14 protein-coding genes are annotated in these 16950 nt (G+C 61.3%); 7 read left to right on the top strand and 7 right to left on the bottom strand.

Translation table 11 applies throughout. The annotated features are described in order from the left end of the window. Positions 1-32 precede the first annotated feature (32 nt). Complete coding sequence (gene mobF, locus JOD47_RS10145) at positions 33-4409, bottom strand: MobF family relaxase (RefSeq protein ID WP_204534015.1); 4377 nt, start codon at positions 4407-4409, stop codon at positions 33-35. Positions 4410-4847: 438 nt separating this feature from the next. Between mobF and JOD47_RS10140 the strand changes: the two genes are divergently transcribed. Further along, positions 4848-5309: a hypothetical protein gene (locus JOD47_RS10140; protein ID WP_204534013.1), complete on the top strand. Its 462-nt coding sequence runs from the start codon at positions 4848-4850 to the stop codon at positions 5307-5309. Positions 5310-5588: 279 nt separating this feature from the next. Here the strand turns inward: JOD47_RS10140 and JOD47_RS10135 are convergent, their stop codons facing one another. After that, positions 5589-6398, bottom strand: coding sequence for an alpha/beta hydrolase family protein (locus JOD47_RS10135; protein WP_204534010.1), 810 nt, complete (start codon positions 6396-6398; stop codon positions 5589-5591). A 793-nt stretch (positions 6399-7191) separates the two neighbouring features. Between JOD47_RS10135 and JOD47_RS10130 the strand changes: the two genes are divergently transcribed. Further along, positions 7192-7806 (top strand): recombinase family protein, encoded by a 615-nt coding sequence (locus tag JOD47_RS10130; protein WP_204534008.1) that lies wholly within the window; start codon positions 7192-7194, stop codon positions 7804-7806. A 293-nt stretch (positions 7807-8099) separates the two neighbouring features. On the opposite strand, the gene JOD47_RS10125 is transcribed toward JOD47_RS10130, so the two are convergent. The 3 genes from JOD47_RS10125 to JOD47_RS10115 are packed head-to-tail and all read right to left on the bottom strand — an operon-like array spanning position 8100 to position 10667. Beyond that, positions 8100-8963, bottom strand: a complete 864-nt coding sequence (locus JOD47_RS10125; RefSeq protein WP_204534006.1) for an ABC transporter permease — start codon at positions 8961-8963, stop codon at positions 8100-8102. Then, positions 8953-9720 (bottom strand): ABC transporter permease, encoded by a 768-nt coding sequence (locus JOD47_RS10120; RefSeq protein WP_239548468.1) that lies wholly within the window; start codon positions 9718-9720, stop codon positions 8953-8955. Before JOD47_RS10120 ends, JOD47_RS10125 begins: the two co-directional genes overlap by 11 nt. Next, positions 9720-10667, bottom strand: a complete 948-nt coding sequence (locus tag JOD47_RS10115; protein ID WP_204534002.1) for an ABC transporter ATP-binding protein — start codon at positions 10665-10667, stop codon at positions 9720-9722. The genes JOD47_RS10120 and JOD47_RS10115 overlap by 1 nt, the downstream gene beginning before the upstream one ends. 284 nt (positions 10668-10951) lie before the next feature. Between JOD47_RS10115 and JOD47_RS10110 the strand changes: the two genes are divergently transcribed. Next, a complete protein-coding gene (locus JOD47_RS10110) occupies positions 10952-12355 on the top strand; it encodes a helix-turn-helix transcriptional regulator (protein WP_204534001.1) in 1404 nt (467 codons plus the stop codon). Positions 12356-12506: 151 nt separating this feature from the next. Here the strand turns inward: JOD47_RS10110 and JOD47_RS10105 are convergent, their stop codons facing one another. Then, positions 12507-13472, bottom strand: a complete 966-nt coding sequence (locus tag JOD47_RS10105) for a DUF2332 domain-containing protein (RefSeq protein ID WP_204534000.1) — start codon at positions 13470-13472, stop codon at positions 12507-12509. Positions 13473-13573: 101 nt separating this feature from the next. On the opposite strand from JOD47_RS10105, the gene JOD47_RS10100 reads away from it, so the two are divergent. The 4 genes from JOD47_RS10100 to JOD47_RS10085 all read left to right on the top strand — a co-directional run bounded on the left by JOD47_RS10100 (position 13574) and on the right by JOD47_RS10085 (position 16017). Then, positions 13574-14017, top strand: coding sequence for a GNAT family N-acetyltransferase (locus JOD47_RS10100; protein WP_204533999.1), 444 nt, complete (start codon positions 13574-13576; stop codon positions 14015-14017). A 138-nt stretch (positions 14018-14155) separates the two neighbouring features. Then, the gene (locus tag JOD47_RS10095; protein ID WP_204533998.1) at positions 14156-14761 is read left to right on the top strand and encodes a ribonuclease FAU-1 family protein; all 606 of its coding nucleotides are present in this window, start codon (positions 14156-14158) and stop codon (positions 14759-14761) included. A 9-nt stretch (positions 14762-14770) separates the two neighbouring features. Next, positions 14771-15349 (top strand): GNAT family N-acetyltransferase, encoded by a 579-nt coding sequence (locus JOD47_RS10090; RefSeq protein ID WP_204533997.1) that lies wholly within the window; start codon positions 14771-14773, stop codon positions 15347-15349. A gap of 35 nt (positions 15350-15384) precedes the next feature. Continuing rightward, on the top strand, positions 15385-16017 hold the full coding sequence (locus JOD47_RS10085) for a histidine phosphatase family protein (RefSeq protein WP_204533996.1): 633 nt from the start codon (positions 15385-15387) through the stop codon (positions 16015-16017). Positions 16018-16085: 68 nt separating this feature from the next. Here JOD47_RS10085 and JOD47_RS10080 read toward each other — a convergent pair whose 3' ends face one another. Continuing rightward, positions 16086-16919 (bottom strand): PP2C family protein-serine/threonine phosphatase, encoded by an 834-nt coding sequence (locus JOD47_RS10080; RefSeq protein ID WP_239548465.1) that lies wholly within the window; start codon positions 16917-16919, stop codon positions 16086-16088. Positions 16920-16950: the final 31 nt, after the last annotated feature.

Genomic DNA, 16950 nt, shown 5'->3' with positions numbered 1-16950 from the left:
TCGCACCCATGCTCGCCGTCTCTCATCCGGCCTTATCGGCCAATGGTTGGGCCTTGCCGGTCTGGACCGTCGACGTCGATGTCTTGGCGTGCGTTGGCAGCGCGTTCTTCATCTTCCTGCCGGGCGCGGCGGATCTTTTCCATCGCTTCGGACACGGCTGGTTTGGCGGAGTTCTCGGACCCTTGCCGGCGGTTTTTGAGGTCCTTGAGCTTGCCGGCCATGGCGGCGATTCGTTGGGCGCGTGCTTCCTTTGGTGACAGTGTGGTTTTCTCGGCCCGCGCGGCGCGCAGCGCGTCGGTGACGTGCTCGGCTTCGGTCCTGCCGGCAGCGACGATGGATCGCGCTTCGGCCGCTTCGGCCTGGTGTTCCACGTCGGGTTTGCTGGCTTCGGGTTTGGTGGTGAGCTGGGTGTGTTTGTGCATCGCGGTGACTGCGGCCGCGAGCCTCTCGCCGGTCTCGAGGGCACGATATTTGGTCGGGACGGCTGTGGGCTCGCTGTCAGACAGGTTGTACCGGGCACGGTATGTGTCTACCTCGGCGGCCAGGCGCACCCACTGCTGCTGCTTGAGCAGGTCCGATGGAATCGGGCCGAGCTGTTCCATCCACGCCGGCTTGGTGGTGGCCAGTTCGTAACCGCGGCGGGTCATCTCCCGGTCCATGTCTGCACGGCGGGTGGTGAGTTCCCGTGCGTATAGTTCCGGCGTGCCTTCGGTTGTGTAGGAGGCAGCTGGGGCCATCCACTCCGGCACAGCATCCGGTGCCGCGGTGGTCGGTTGATGGTCTGGGAGGAGTTCGCGGGTGCGCTGCTCGGCGCGGATCCGGGACAGGACAGTCTGCGACTGCGAAACGCGGTCAGTGTCGACAGTGTCGTGTTTCCTGCTGGTGTGCGCGTCGCGTTCGAAGGCCTCAACTTCCCGGGCATCGTCGCTCATTGCCGCGCGGATCTCGGCTTCCTTTTGGAGGGTGCGGGCCAGCCATTGAATCTTCGCCTCCCCTGGTTCCCCAGCCTGCACACCTGCACCGTCTAGGTCGGGTGTGGGTGTCAGGGAGTCAAGGCGCTGCTGCAGGAGCGCGTCAGTCAGATGTCCATGGGTGCGCTGCGTCCACCGCGGAATTACGTCGTGAGCTGCTGCGTGTTGGGCGGCGTCGAGGCGGTTCTGAGCGATGGTGTCCAGGCGTGCCAGGTGTGCGTCGCTGATGTGGCGTAGCGGCCGATCCGTGGCTTCTTCGGCGGCTTGTAGCCCCCGGTCGAGTCGGTTTTCCAGCCGCCAGGCCAGCACGGCCGCCGGATCCTCGCTGCCGGTCAGTCCCGCCTCCACACAGGCTGCTTTGAGGAACGCTGGTCCGTCGTATCCGGCGCGCTCGGCCTCACGCAGGTGGATAGCTACAGCGGCCCAGGACTCGGACCGGGTCATCGGCCCGGCTGTTGTGTCACCGAGGACACGGCAGGCCATTCCTGCCACGCGGAGGCGGTTCGCCTCGAGGTCGAGGTCGCGGTAGCGGGCGCTCATCTCGGCCAGGGATCGGGTTTCAGCCCGCTCAAGGGTCATCTGTTCCTGGATGGTGAGGTTCGTGTCGTGCCGAGCGGCGATCGCGGCGAGGACACCGTCCATGGTTTCCCCGTCCTCGAGGGCGATGTAGAGGCGGTTGTCCTCTCGGCCGCGGGACGCGGCGACGTAGGCCAGGGATCGTTGCAGGGATGAGGTGAGCATTGCGTGGGTGGTGTCCGCTGTGACGCCTTGGGTGCGGTGCACGGTGGAGGCGTAGCCGAGCATCGTCTCGGCCCGGACATATTCGACCGGCAGGACGGTCCGGCCTTGGTGGAGGGTGTGCTGGACGGTCAGGGCCCCGTCGGGGTGGACTTTCTCGACGGTCCAGACGTCGTTGTTTTTTACGAAGTCTTTCCCGCCGTTGAGTTCCATGCGGCGTTCGTTGCGGCGGGTCACGACGACGTCGCCGGTGTGGGCGTTCAGTCCGTCGCGCAGCTGGCTGGAGGCTCCTTCGGTGAGGTCGCCGGTGGTGATGCGGTAGGCCTGGGCGCGGGCGTTGAGTTCGGTGACGGATTCATTGTCGGCGGCCATCATGATCGAATTTTTCCCGGCGTTGGTGTCGGCCTGCCATGCCTGGAAGACCATGGACAGCAGGGTCTCTTTGTTCCCGGCGACGATGCGTTTGTTCTGCCGGTAGAACGCCCACGGGTCATCCTTGCAGTGTGCCGGGGGTTCACGGAGGGCGAGGGTGGCGGCGGCTTCGTCGGGGTTGATGAACCGGTGCAGGTCCTCCAGGTGCACGGCTCCGACTTCGTTTTTAATCAGCCGCAGTGCGCCGCCGGCGCCGACGGCGGAGAGCTGACGTTCGTCACCAAGGGCGCGGACCACGGCGCCGTGTTGTTCGGCGATGCTGACCACGGCGGAGAACATGCGGGTGCCCACCATGCCGGCTTCGTCGACGAAGATGACATCGCCGGGGCGTAGTTTGATCCGGTCCGGGGACTGGCTTTCATGGCGCAGGACGAAGGAGTCTATGGTGTCGGCGGTGGCGCCGAGCTCACCGCTCATCACCTTCGCCGCGGCCGCGGTCGGTGTCACGCCGATGACCCGGCCGCCGGCTTTGCGGATGGTGTCCGCGGCCAGGCGCAGCGACGTCGTCTTACCGGTGCCGGCGGCACCGATACCCACCATGAGGAGTTTGTCCCCGCAGGCGAAGGAGCGTGCCAGGGCGAGCTGGCCCACGTCGAGTTGGCGTTCCTGGAGTGCCCGGGCACGCTCGAACGCTTCCACACCGGCCGGCGGAATGACTTCGGTTTGTGCTGCGGCGAGGAGCCGGTCCTGGCTGTAGAGGACACCGGCTGAGGTGTAGCTTTCGGTGTTCGCCTTCGTGTACACGCTGGACCCATCCGCACGGGTCAGCACCGGGGCTGCGCCCTGATCCGGAGTGTGGAAGGTCTTCAATGAATGCGTCCCCAGCGCCGTGTCCGTGACCTCCCGGATCAGGGCTTCGGGGATCGCGGCTGCGCCCATTTGGGAGCGGAGCTGGCGGCGGGCTTCGGCCCGGACGTGGTGTGCACCCCAGTAGCTGCGGTTGCGTTCCAACCGCGCGATGATCTGTTCGGCAGTCTCGCTGACGTTGATACTCTCAGCCGGGATCACCTCATGTTCGGCTTCCGAGCGGGCTGCCCGGACCCTGCCCAGCAGGTCTTCACCGGTTGCCAGGCCGCGCCCGTTGAAGTCGTTCGTCCACCCGGTAACAAGTTCCGACAGTCGGCGGGCGTGTTTCTTCGCGGGCCTGGTTTCGAGGGTGGCTTGCTGCGCCAGAGCGATCCTGTGTTTGGCCGAGGGTGGGTAGCCGTGCTGTTCAGTGAACTCATCGACGAGCCGATCCAAGGTCTCGCCGATGGAGGCGCGGCGTGAGGATGCGGCGTCGATCGCGTCCACATCGACGCCGGCAATTTCGACCACTGGGCGGTCGCCGCGTACCTTCCGTTCCGTCAGCGCGGCGCCTAACCGGTCGGCGACTTTCTCCATGACGCGCTGGTTGTAGAACTCGGAGATCTCCACGCCGAGCTTGTGCAGCTGCTGCCCGTCGATGGTTCCCCACGTCCCATCCACGCCGAGGACCTTGTTCGAGACCACCACGTGATCATGTAGATGCGGGTCCCCGGTCCGGGAGTCATAGTGCCGGAACCGGGTGGCGATCAGGCCGCCCTTGACGTCGATCTGCCGGACCCCGTTACGTCCCTTCCGCGTATACAATCCGGTGGCCTCGAAGTGCGCCAACGCTTCATCAATGGCCTCGGTATGGGCAGCTTCCACCGCCTTGCGGGTGTCCTGTCCACCCGCGGCCCACAACACCGACGCTGACTTCGCGGGCGCGAACACCAGGTCGTACCCGGCCACGGCTTTCGCTGCCGGCTTCTGTTGAGCGGTCATGAACCGGCCCAACTCTTCCTTGTCCTTCGCATTGCGGCCGTGCAGCTCCCGGAAGTACTCCCCCGCCGCCTTGGTTCTGATCAGACGCCGTTCATCGACGTCGGGTTCGCGGTGCTGCAGACGTTGAAAGTCGCCCATCCGCGTGGCGATACGCCCTGACAGGACGTTCTCTTTCGGATTGGATACCCGGTACTTCTGGCCGAGTTTCACGCCCTTCCAGGACGCCCCAGCTTCCAGCATCGTCGCCGCGTTAGGGTGCACGCCCTGCCCATACAGGGCAGCCATCTGCGCCTCCGTGACTTCACCGGAGACACCCAGATGCTCAATACCGGCACCGATCCACTGACCCGGCGGGTTCCCATCGACGGTGTAATAGTCGCCCAGCTCGCGCCCATCCCGGCGCAACTCGTCCGCGCTAGCCACTTCACGCGTGTAATAGGTGTAACCGTCATCAGCGCTGAGCTTATGAACGGTCATCATCACCCCGAGCCTACCGGCGGGCAACCTCACTTATCAATGATGCAAGAGGTGACAAAAATTTCGGTTTACTGGTTCTTCCGAAGAATGAGGACAGAGCTGAACCAGGAAAGCCTTTTGGCCATACGAAAAGGATGCGGTTGTGCACATGAGAAAGACGGTTGTGGGTAACACGCTTTTCGTTATCCATGGCCGTGGTTCGATTGTGTGCAACCGTAACCCGTGGGCTATCCACAGGTGCGTCAACAAACGAGACACCGCGCACTCTCGGGTTGTCCACGTGTGCGTCAGCCCACGGACATCCAGCCCGAACGCAGCGAGGCCCGACCCGCTCGCAGGGCCTCCCAGTGGTCGGTGTAGCCGTTGCATTTTGGCGGTGGGTGCAGCCGGGCGTGTGGATAGGCTGGGTGGTGTTCCACATTCAGGAAAGGGGTGGCCCGAATGGCAACCAAACGGAAATCAGCGCTGCAAATCGCCGCGCACGAAAAAGCACTGCGGAAAGCAGCCGAGTTCCACAAACGGCACGAGAAACTACTCAATCTGGCCGGTGAGTTCTTCGTCGCCCAGGACGAGGGCGAGCGGATCCGCGACGAAGCGCAGCAGCGTGCCCAGGAACTGATCGACCGGGCCGAAAAGGATGCAGCCGCCGCGGAACGGAAGGCCGCAGGCAAAGCACGTGCCATGATCGCCACCGGCGAACCGCAGTCCGCAGTCGCGCAACGGCTCGGGCTCAGCCCTGCCGCCCTGCGAAAACTACTCAACGACGTCGACCAGGCTGAACCAGGGAACACCGGCGATGAACGTTCCAGCGCCGGCTCGAAGGACGATGGCGCTTCGGGCAACGACAGTCACGCTCAGGGCGACCTCGCTGATCAGGAAGCGGACCGCGAGGAAGCTGCCTAGAACAGAGTCGGAGCTTCCGGATCAATACCAAGCAGGATGGGACGCACATCGTCTGCAGCCCATCCGTGTGTTAGGACGGCATCGCGAAGCGCAACTGGAACCGGGAGCGCTAGTAGAAATCGATGCTCCTCTGAAGAGAAGCGAGCGAAGCCACCAGTAGTGCTCCGTCTGAATCGGCGGCGGATCGGGCGAGAGGGAAGCCATAGGTCCCATCTACTGGAAACGGACACCCACCGACAGGGCGACCCGCTCGTTTCGGGCAGACCATCGTGGCTGTGATCAGGAATGGTTCTCGATGAACGTCAGAACAGTTTCGAGATAGCCGGCCGCTAGGTCACCGGAGTTGCGTCGTTGCATCCGGTGATTACCTCCAGAGATGACGCTCGCCTGGAGTAGTGAGGCGGGCACAGACCGGCGGAGGATGCTGATGCTTCGCTGGACCGGCACCACGCTGTCTTCAGAACCGAAGACGGCCAGGAGCGGTAGGTCGAAGCTGAGCAGACGTACCTGAGGGTCGTAATCACCCATGGAGGCCGCAAGGTCCCAGTGGGTTTGCTCGCCGGGTATGAATACGCCTGCGCTTTCCAGGAGGTTCACGGGTTCCCGATGAGCGGCAGCCCAACTCTTGAAGGAGGCGAAGGACTGGCCGTTCGACAGCTGCTCCAGGATGTGTCCGTAGAGCTCGATACCCTCGGTCACCTGTTCATCATTCAGCCCGTGTGCAGTCAGCGCACTTGTGGCGGCGAAGAGTTCCTGCTGATTCGGTGAGACAGCCGGTCCGGAGCTGGTGATCGCGAAGTCGGCTCCGCTCCGGCTGGCGGCCTCCACGACCACCCATCCACCCTGGCTGTGACCGAAGATGCCGGCCGGAATGTCGGGCAGGAATTCGCGGGCCGCCCGCAGGCAGGCGCAGAGATCATCAGCTTGCAGCTCGATACCCGCCTGACGCCAGTCTCCCTCTGAACCGCCCACACCGCGCTTGTCAAAAGAGACAACCGCGACATTCGCTTCCAGGAGCGCGGTCCTGATGGGAGGGAAGAACGAGTCATTGTTGCGATCGGATGGCCCGGACCCGGGATGCATAAGCATCAAGGACCGCGCCTGACCTGGAATGTATAAGGTTCCGGCGAACCGGTTCCCGTCCGAGTAAGCAGTGACTTCTATCGTGTCCGCCATGGTCCGTCCTCATCACCCTGGATCATCATTGTGAAGTGTCGAAGAACGTCGCCGGTAGGTCAAGTCCGGCGGATCCTGACGGACCCATTCGACTGACCGTTAAACGGCGGCCATAGTTCTCAGATCCCAGTTCCGAGCCGTTTGATTCTCGAGGCGACAGCAGGGACGCTGGACCAGTGGGTGGTGATCGACGCCGTGGCGCGCTTCGCTCCCTCCGGTATTCCACGATCCCCCGACTCCAACCTGCCAACTCACTTCACGCCAAGTGATGACGGCGTTGCCGAAAGGAAAGGTGACAAACAATACAATGGAGACCCACGATGGCCCTCATCTCACCTGAGCAGGTGGCACCACACTACAGTGTCCCAGCAGGTGAACTAGCCTGCGGGCGGCGGGCTGGCACGGCCCCGATTGCGATCGCGCCGCATGTGTTTGTCCGGCACGGCGCGGACCGTCTGGACGATTGGTTCCGCGACCCTCTCAACGCACCCTCACCCGACGTTGGGAGGAAAGAAAACATACAGACATGAGGGATGAAGGTCTCGAACTTTAGGGTTGCAACACATCGGAGTGAGACACCTCCACTCCCCCGCCACTACTACTCGCCCTATGTCTTGCTACCCTGTCTCCTAAGTGGGAGCTTTCCCTCGTGACTGAGAAGTAGGTTGCGAGACAATTATGGGACCAATCGACATAGAGGAGCCGCATGGGCAAGCTCATCGGGTACGCGCGGGTATCAACTCGCGTCCAGGACACCGACCGGCAAGTCGCCGATCTACTCGCCGCCGGCGTCCGCCGCGATGACCTGTACATCGACCACGGCGTCAGCGGTGCCCATGCGCGGCGCCCCCAGTTCGACAAAGCCCTCGACGCACTGCACGAAGGTGACACCCTGATCGTCACCACCCTCGACCGCCTCGGCCGCTCCACTTCCAACATGCTCGCCCTCGCCGATGAGCTCCGAGCTCAAAAGGTGAACCTGCGAGTCCTGAACCTCGGCGGCGGGAACGTCGATACAGGGACACCGATGGGATCCATGGTCTTCACCGTCATGGCCGCCCTCGCGCAGATGGAACTCGAGATCAAACGCGAACGCGTCAACGACTCCAACACCAAACGCCGCACCGCCGGCCTCGACCTCGGCGGACGACGACCTATCTTCAGCGACAGCCAAATCGCCAACGCCCGCCGACTCATCGAACAAGGCCAACCCGCCTCCCACGTCGCCCGCGACCTCGGCATGTCCAGAGCCACCCTGTACCGGCGAATCGCCAACCTCGACGCACAGCAATGGATCACCAAGCTTCCCAGGGAACGATGACGCCTCCGCAGCCGCCTGGTACCTGATACCTAGACCTCTGCACACATCCGTTGCAAAGACCGGAAGTCGGCCCTAACGCATCGCGAAACTCGCTGGTACCGCCTGGTGCGTATGGGTCTACCCCAACGCAACACGCTCTTGGACGTTACGAAACTTTGGGGTACGAGACCTCCGAGGTAAGGGTATGGGCTCGCCGGTTCACTGGCTGAGGTCAAGATGCTCGCCAAAACCCATTCTGTGGGGGTCGCGAAGCCATGTCGCCGCGGAAGCGCCCGAGATGCGAGGGAGCTACTTCAATCATCAAAATCGATGGATCCGTTACGTCTTGCGGATGAGGCAAACCGCTCGAGCAAAAGGACGCTTAGTCCGAACCAAGCGAGAGATACTGCTATAGCCGCAAGCAGGCCGGGAACCGCGACCTGAATCGCACTTCCGACTGGACTGTCGAGGGCGGTCCTCACTGCGCCGAGCCCGTGGGTGATTGGAAAGGTCTGGGCGAACCATTGGATGGGCGTAGGCCAAAATTCGACAGGTACATGAACGCCGCAAATGAGTGCCATCACGGCGTGGACCAGGTTGCTCGCGAGGTTACGGTATTGGGGCGCACGGAGGACCAGCGATGCACACGCAAGAGCGAGGGCGTAGGTGCCGGCCACTGAAATGACGAGACCCACGATGACGACGACGACCGGTTGCAGCCCGGCGTATCGGACTCCCAGGACTGGAGCGAGGACGAACAGCGCAATCAACGAAGTGGTCAATGCTGAGGGAAACCACTGTGTGCTTCTACCGGCGAAAACAGGCCATACCTTGCCGGGGGCGCTGACGAGAAGCGGAAGTGTCCCTTCGTTCCGTTCCCATGCAGACGATTGAATGGTCCACATGATTTCCTGGACGCCGAGGAATAATCCTCTCCCCACGGCGAGGAAGAGCATCGTTTCTCGGTCTTGCAGCAGCACACCGATGAGTGCGAAGAATAGTACCTCGACGAGAACGCGCATGAGCCACCCGAACGTCCACGACTTGACTGTGTAGTTCTGCCTGAAATCCTGGATCCCGGAACGGATGGCTAGCCGGAATATTCTGGCGCTGCTGGGCGCGCTCTGGTTGTCGGCAGTGATAGTGCGCCGGACGTGGACACTTCGATCAGACGACACCAACCTTCCCCTCCCTACGGGCCTTGAGGAGTGTTGCGTGAAGCATGATTCGCCCGACTAGAAATGTGATGACACCTAGCGCGAGCACGATGAGGTTTCTCAACTCCCAATTCGGAACGATCGCGTGACTGGCGGCATCGCGCAGAAGGTCAGCGGACCAAGAGAGGAAGACAAGCGACGATAGAGGTTGTATCCATACTGGATACAACGCTACGGGGGCCAGAACGCCGCCAAGCAGATAAAAGGGGTAGCTCAGAGAGTTCTGGAAGATGCGCGGCGAGCGGGTCCGGATGAAGACGACCGACATCAATATTGCTGTAGCTGTCGTGGCACTGGCCGCCGTGAACATTGAGACCACGAATACGCCTGGTGCGGCGATGCTGATGGTCACGTCGAAGAACAGCCACCCGGTGAAGACTGATTCGATAAACCCGAACATGCTGATAAGGGTCACTGCGCTAATCCGGCCGATTAGTAGCGCAGCGATGGACCCGGGGGCAGCGATGAAAGATTCCAGCGACTGGTTGTTCCGTTCGGTCACAATGATCTCCCCGGAAATCGATAGAGCCATCTGCCACAGCGCGATGAGGGCTGGTGCCATCAACGCGTACACATCCAGATCTGATCGTCCCGCATACCGAAAGATCGAAAGGAAGCCCGCGGTCTGCAGAGGGAGTGTGAAGAAAATGATCATATCGAAGGGCCGTCGAAGCAGCATTCGGCTCTGCAGCACGGCACCCGCGAGGAACACGCGCATCACAGTTTCATTCCTCTATCACCAATGAGATGAACGTAGACCTCTCCGAGCGAAGGGGTTCCTACTTGAATGCTCGTATGCCCGCGCTGCACCAGATCGTTGATGAGAGGAGCGAGAGTTCCTGCTGCCTTCGTTTCAATCCGCAGCTGCCCGCCAGGCAAAACGGTGGCCGAGGCGATACTGGGATCAGCTAAGTAACGGATCCTGAGCTCTGCAGCCTCAGTGTCAGTGAGGGAATGCACGTCGAGACGCTCAAAGCGGCTGATCAGCTGTCCCAATCCGGCGGGAGTTTCCGTGGCGATGAGAGCGCCCTTGTCGATCAGGGAGACACGGTCGCAGACCGCTTCAGCTTCTGCCATATCGTGGGTGGTGATCAGAACAGTCGTTCCACTGGCCCGCACATCCTCAATAAGGGACCTGAAAGCAACAGCGGAGACTGGGTCCATGCCGATTGTCGGTTCATCCAGCAGCAGTACTCTTGGTGCCGGCATAAGTCCCCTGGCTAGATGCAAGCGTTGTTTCATGCCCCGGCTGAAGCGGTCAACCGGACCTACCGCGTCTTCCAGTCCGACGCGCTCCACAATCTCTTGAATGACGGTAGCTGTCTCCTTGCGCCCAATTCCGTACATAGCGGCCCAGAACTTTAGGTTTTGAACAGCGTTGAGTTTGCCGTACAGCCCCTTGTCTCCACCCAGAACAAGCCCTATAAGTCGTCGCACGACATCGGCGTCTTGAACGACGTCATGCCCGAAGATGGTAGCCGTACCAGCACTGGGAAGGAGGATCGTGGACAGGATCTTGCACAGCGTCGTCTTTCCCGCCCCATTGGGACCCAGCAAACCGTGGACTTCCCCTGGAGCGATACGGAGATCGAGACCTCGCAGCGCGGTGACTTCCGCTGGACGACGTTTCGAGCCAGTCCGGTAAACACGATTCAACCCGGACACGTTTATTCCCGATCCAAGATCGGGCTCTGCGGAGGCATGCGCGCTGGGAAGTGTACGGGTTCCGGGTGGTTGTTCCCTCATACGAATCACAGTACGAGCGGGGATCAACTGCTCATCTAGTCAATAATGACTAGATGAGCAGTGCGCAAGAGGTACGACGGCTGTGCTTTTTATCTTCGCAGTTGTGGGTAGACGGGGACGGACTCGGAGCGCGGCAGGCGCTGCAAGCAGCTCGAAAGCTCGTCATGCCGACGCGTTCCAGCCCCATCAGCGGAAGCAGAGGTGTGTCTGTCACCGATGAGGAATTAAGACTTGAGGTCATCGCCGCCTCCGCTCGCTTATTCCTTCGAGCAGAAGAACCATCGAAGGCACTACTTGCCAGCCAAGCCGCGATAGCCCTAGCCGATTCCATTGAGCCGTTAAGCGCGTTCGGTCGCGCAGCACACCTAGATTCGCTCGTTACGTACGCGACTGAAGCACTCAACCTCGCGCCAACACCCGAAACGCGAGAGGCAATGCTTGGGACCTTGGACAGCGTCAGGGACAAGTGCCTACGTTCGGGAGCCGATTTACCCGGTTCAGGTGAGATTGCTGGCAGGGCAATTAACAACGCACTCATACAACGGCTGAAACCCCTGTACACCGGAGTAGATTTTCACTCCCCAGAAACTCAAGTTCAGGCATGGATCTGGGTCGAACAGGCACGATCAGCTATTGCAGAAGCCGGGCTACCAGGAGCCGACCTGCAACCAGTCAATCGCCAAGCCGTCGACCTTGCTCGGCAGCTCGGCGCCTGGGAGCGGGCATGGGTTTCAGTCACGGAATCGCTCCGCGTCGGATACCAGCGCAATGAAAGGGTCACTCTGTTGGCGAAGGCCGCCCGCTTGGCTTGGGAACGAGCGAACCTCGCGGATGCCATCACATTCGGGCAGGAAGCACGGACCGCTAGCATCGCCGTTGGCCTTCCATGGGTCCGGCTGTATGCGTATCAAGCGGGAGTTATAGCCACCGCAGCCGGTTCAGGGAACATATACGCAGCCCTCACCTCGTACGAGAACTGCGTCGATAAGCGTGGCCACGCCTCCCGCCCTGACCGGGCCTGGGAGACAGCCCAGATAGCTCTCGACGCCGGCGCAGACATAGACCGGCTTTCGGACTTCCTACGCAAGGTAAGTTTTCATGAGCACGCATCTAGGCACCGTTCAGCGTTCGCATCAGTAATCCTCGCTGACCACAGCGATAGCACCGCTCCGCGACAAGACTGGGATGGCATTGAGTTTGCCCTGCTCAGCGCTCCTGACCGCGCCCGATTTCACTTGGCTGCGGCGAGAGCTGCCATCCGCAACGACCGCTATAGCGCTGCGGCGATTGAACTGCGCAAGGGACGTGAGTATCTCCGGCTCTGGCCTGGCCGCATCGCAGATTCATTCACCCCCCTGGCCACTAGATTCCTTGATGCGCCGCCTACGACACCTGCACAGCAGCAAGTACTCGACCTACTCGTCGAAGGGCTATCCAATAACGCCATCGCTCATCAGCTAAAGATAAGCCCGCGAACCGTCGCCGTGCACGTCCAGGCCCTCCTCAGAAACGCAGGAGCGAATTCACGCACCAATCTGGCCCTCAGCGAGCTCCGCAGACGGCTCACCGAAGAATCGCCTCAGCCCTTCATCAGCTGGCGGTCTTAGATCAGAACCCGCTGTCCAAGTGCCGGCCAAGATGGCGATCGACATCCGCGACTGTTTCGCGCATCACATAGAATCCGCCGAACCTTGAGCGCCACAGCACGGAAGATGTTTTCACCAACGCATCGCCGTACACATGCGAGGCTCCAACAAGTTAGAGCCGCTCATAGCTTTGCCCGTGAGGACCCACGAGCGCCTGGGCGCGACCATTCATCGAGAGTATGGTGCGCCCGTTGATCGGCACGGTGATCTGCTCGGCGATTTCAGGCAACACATGCTCGCCCTCATTGCTGATCCAGGTCACGTCAGGCATCGAATGCATAAGCTCGACGAACTGGGCACGCCGTTCTGGTTGGAGGTAGACGAGCACAGCGCTGTGGAACACGGCTACTCTCGCACCGTGCGGGGCAGCGCGGACCAGTTCCGGGATAGCGTCGATCAGGTCTCCACGCCGGAGCGCCGGGGGTTCTGCTGCAGTAATCATGGCAGCAGAACGCAGCCGAGCCCGTCGGGCGTCGTGCTCGGGCCAGACCAGCGTTTCGAGCCACTCGGACTCGGAAGGATCGCTGACATCCAGTGGGTTCAAGTCGACTCCGGTTCGCGACACGACCTCAGGCAACCTCTCCGGAACGCTCTCAGCATCGATTCGGCAAGGCAGCTCCACCGCGCTCGGACCTTCAACGGGGTCAAGTGAGATGACGTCATTACCGGTGTCGTAGCGGTAACTGTACTTATCTGGGTAAAGACACAGGCCCGCTGCAGCGCCTGCTTCAATGAGCGCAAGGGGACCCTGAAGCTGACTCAAAACGGGCAATAGCACCGCGCAACGGCCAGCTTCGTTGGTCTGGGTGGACCGTTCGAGCACCACAGGCTCGACCTGTTGCCAGTGCGACAGGAACCAGGACCTGAAATCTGCGTAGCTGGCCACTGGGGCACCCCGAAGGCGCGCGGCAGCGAAGACGAGGTTGGGCTGGCGCTTTTGAGGAGGCAATGTTCCTATCAGGCCGAGGATCTCCTCATCATCGGCGATCGACGTCGCCCAGTCGAAAAAGATGGGAGACACTCCCCGAGCTTCGACCTCGGCGAAGTTTCGGTAGACCGTTGCTGTCCTGTTCTCCATGTCGTTCAGCCTATGGCACGCCGTTCAACGGCGGCTGGCTCATCTCAGCGACACATCCTATTTCGAAGGACCAGCCCGGCGAACCGCGCTAGCGTGGCCGGATGGCAATTACCCGTCGCTACCGTGAAGATGACTTGTATGGTGTTGCTGCGCTTCGTGCTACGTGGGCCAGTAACGCACAGCACCGTGTGTCACCTGAGCTGCGATTCCTTGAGTCCTTTAAGCAGTGGTTGCACAGCAATCCTCGGACCATATTCGTTGCCGAGGACGAAGGTGGACTCATTGGCATGGTGAATCTGCAAGTGTTCCAGCGGATGCCTAAACCAGGCCAGGAAGCCTCTTGCTGGGTGTATCTCAGCAACGCGTTCGTCCTGCCCGGTAACAGGAACGAGGGCATAGGTAGCTCCTTACTTCGGGCGACAATCTCGTACGCGCGTTCTATCGGCGTTGCCCGCATCACCTTGTCGACCACTACCGACTCAATAGACTTCTATAAGCGGGCCGGGTTCAAGCCGGCGGATGAATTACTCGTTCACCGGCTATAAACGCGGCCAGACCCACGATCACATCGGAGCACCTGTGACCAGCGGACATGATCATCCATACAGGAGGAGCTCCTCGAGGAGAAGTGGCTTGTTCACCACCCTCCCCGTTCTCCCCGCTGGAAACGCGGGGAGGTCATTATGTGGTCCTACAAGGACCCTGATTTCCCGGATCTGATTGATTGTCGGCCGGTGACCGTGGTGGACGACGGCGAGGAGAACCTCGTGGTGTGGCTCGCACCAGGAACCCGGATGCTGCACCACGTCCTTGAGGGCGGTGCCGACATCCGCACAATCGACGGGGCTGCCAGGTTCACCTCCCCACGAGCCCAGGCCGTCCGCACCTGGTCAGGTTCCGGCATTCTCGCTGTCTTTCAACCGGACACCATGTACTCCGTGTGGTTCTTCGAAACACAAACCGGGGTACGAGACACCTACTACATCAACATCGAGCAGCCCTACCTCCGAACAGCGAACGGCATCGAGAGTACCGACCTGATCCTCGACGTCGTCGCCTCCGGCACCCAATACAAATACAAGGACAAAGACGAACTGGCTGCCGCCCGGGAAGCCTGCGTGATCAATGATTCCCTGCATGAGCGGATTCACCGCGCAGCCGAGCAAGCCATCGCAGCCTTCCAGGCGCGGGATTACCCGTTCAACGCCGGCTACGAGCAGTTCCAGCCCGACCCTTCCTGGCCAACCCCAGACCTACCGCCCGAAACGACATGGCAGTACGAAACGTGAGGAACCCGCATGCCCACACTTGGCCCTTACCTACCACCACGAACCCTGAACCAGACGGAACAGCCGACCCTAGCCGTCGACGGTCTGCTCCTTCGCCCCTGGGCTGATGCAGACGTTGCAACGGTGATCGAGGCATACACCGATCCGGAGATCGCCCGCTTCAACCGGCGGGTGATCGAGACCGAAACCGAAGCCCTGGAATGGATCCACCGCTGGCCGGCCCGATGGCAGAAAGAGACCGGCGCAAACTGGGCCGTGTGCAAAAGCGAACGAAAAGTGGTCGGGCGCGTGTCGCTAAGCCTGGTCAACCTCTTCGAAGGCGACGCGGAACTCGGCTACTGGGTCCTACCCTCGGCGCGGGGTAACGGCGTGGCGCCACTAGCGGTCACAGCGCTGAGAAGATGGGCGTTCGATATTGTCGGCCTCAAACGCCTCCAACTCACCCACTCAGTCCGCAATCAGGCTTCCTGCCGCGTCGCCGACAAATCAGGTTTCGCGCAAGAGGGGACCAAGCGGAGCGCCATGAGGCACGACGACGGGTGGCACGACATGCACCTTCACGCCGCTATCAACGAGGCTGTCGCCTAAGTCCATCGAAACAGTTCGCCCGTTATGGTCCATATATGCGCGAGATCTACATCGTTACTCATCCCGAGGCCACGCACATCACCGAGAACGTAGTCGGCGGCTGGTACGACTCCTCACTCACGGCGCAGGGAACCCGAGATGCAGAACGAATCGCCCAACGTCTGGTGGAGCTCCTGCCCGAGCGGCCCACGGTGCATCTTGCAACGTCCGACCTTCGTCGCGCCCGACAGACCGCAGCACCGATCGCGCGGGCGCTCGGTGTCGAGGCCATCATAGATGAGGATTTGCGAGAGCGATCCTACGGCGAAGCTGAGGGAACTACACCCGGGAGCACAGTCTTTCTGGCACCTTCCACTGATGCTCAGCGAATGGACCATCACCCTGGCACTCCTGGAACGGAAACCCGTCGTGAGTGGGCTACCCGCGTCTACCGGGCACTCGATCGTGTGCAGCAGGCTGAGACTGACCACTCAGTCATCGTTACCCACGGCGGAACCCTCACCTACCTCCTCACCGCCTGGATCCAGGTACCCATAGATCACGCAGGGTATGCGATGTTCTCCACCACGCCCGGAGGAATAACCCGGCTCAGAGAAGACGACTTCTCCCACGATCGCCACATCGTCAACCTCAACGACACAAGCCACCTCAATCGAGCACCACACTGATCATCGGCAGGTCAGAAATCAGAGCGATTCAGCAGTCTTCAGTGATCTGTTGCGCCTCTGCTCAAGGTTCAGTAACGAGTGCCCGGAGCCGGGAGCTGACCATAAATCTCCAGCGCTGCCCCGCCCACTGCAACTTCAGCTCTTGAGGGGCCCTGCACCAGATCGCAGATGACGGCCGTGATGTTGTCGCGGCTGTCGCACTGCTCGGAGAGGGCGATCAGTGCGTCCACAGTGGCCTGCGGATCGAGGCCGGCGGCAACGGTTTCTTTCACTAGTTCATCCGGCACGTAATCGGTCAGACCGTCGCTGGCTAAAAGCCACCGGTCTCCTTCGCATGGTTGATGGCGTGAGAGCGTGACAGATGAATTTGGGCTGTCATTTCGGCCGGTGAGCACCTTCAAAACTACCGATCGCATGGGGTGTCTCGCGGAATCGGCGGGGGTAAGCTTCTGCGCATCAATGAGCTCTTGTATGAAGGAGTCATCGCGGGAGACCTGAGAGAAATCGCCGTCGCGTAGCAGGTACGCCCGCGAGTCGCCGATATGCGCGAGTATGAGGTCTTCCTCAGCGCAAAATAACGCCGTCAGGGTTGTTGACATCCCACTCAGTGACTCGTCGTGTTGTACCCGGCGGAAGACACCGTAGTTCGCGGTCGCAATGGATTCACGGGCATAGTCATCGCTCAACGCGCGACCACGCATCGATTGGATGACTGCGGCGAGGTTCTGTATCACCATTGCCGAGGCCACCTCACCGCCAGCGTGTCCCCCAACGCCGTCGGCAACGGCAGCAGCAGAGGACGAAAACAAGTACGAGTCCTCGTTATTGCCCCGATGCGCGCCCCGCCAGGAACGCCCCGCCGCCGAAAAAATTAGCCGAGCAGGATGCCTCCCACCCCCCATCGCCGAAGGCGAAGTACTAACCGGGCTACCG

It is taken from the genome of Arthrobacter tumbae, assembly GCF_016907495.1.
Lineage (GTDB): Bacteria > Actinomycetota > Actinomycetes > Actinomycetales > Micrococcaceae > Arthrobacter_D > Arthrobacter_D tumbae.
This window is presented reverse-complemented; position numbering and strand designations above follow the sequence as displayed.

Excerpts from the sequence above, each read along its gene's own strand:
- mobF (WP_204534015.1), bottom strand. The coding sequence starts at position 4,409 with ATGATGACCGTTCATAAGCTCAGCGCTGATGACGGTTACACCTATTAC.
- JOD47_RS10140 (WP_204534013.1), top strand. The coding sequence starts at position 4,848 with ATGGCAACCAAACGGAAATCAGCGCTGCAAATCGCCGCGCACGAAAAA.
- JOD47_RS10135 (WP_204534010.1), bottom strand. The coding sequence starts at position 6,398 with ATGCTTATGCATCCCGGGTCCGGGCCATCCGATCGCAACAATGACTCG.
- JOD47_RS10130 (WP_204534008.1), top strand. The coding sequence starts at position 7,192 with ATGGGCAAGCTCATCGGGTACGCGCGGGTATCAACTCGCGTCCAGGAC.
- JOD47_RS10120 (WP_239548468.1), bottom strand. The coding sequence starts at position 9,720 with ATGCGCGTGTTCCTCGCGGGTGCCGTGCTGCAGAGCCGAATGCTGCTT.
- JOD47_RS10105 (WP_204534000.1), bottom strand. The coding sequence starts at position 13,472 with ATGGAGAACAGGACAGCAACGGTCTACCGAAACTTCGCCGAGGTCGAA.
- JOD47_RS10100 (WP_204533999.1), top strand. The coding sequence starts at position 13,574 with ATGGCAATTACCCGTCGCTACCGTGAAGATGACTTGTATGGTGTTGCT.
- JOD47_RS10095 (WP_204533998.1), top strand. The coding sequence starts at position 14,156 with ATGTGGTCCTACAAGGACCCTGATTTCCCGGATCTGATTGATTGTCGG.
- JOD47_RS10090 (WP_204533997.1), top strand. The coding sequence starts at position 14,771 with ATGCCCACACTTGGCCCTTACCTACCACCACGAACCCTGAACCAGACG.
- JOD47_RS10085 (WP_204533996.1), top strand. The coding sequence starts at position 15,385 with ATGCGCGAGATCTACATCGTTACTCATCCCGAGGCCACGCACATCACC.
- JOD47_RS10080 (WP_239548465.1), bottom strand. The coding sequence starts at position 16,919 with ATGGGGGGTGGGAGGCATCCTGCTCGGCTAATTTTTTCGGCGGCGGGG.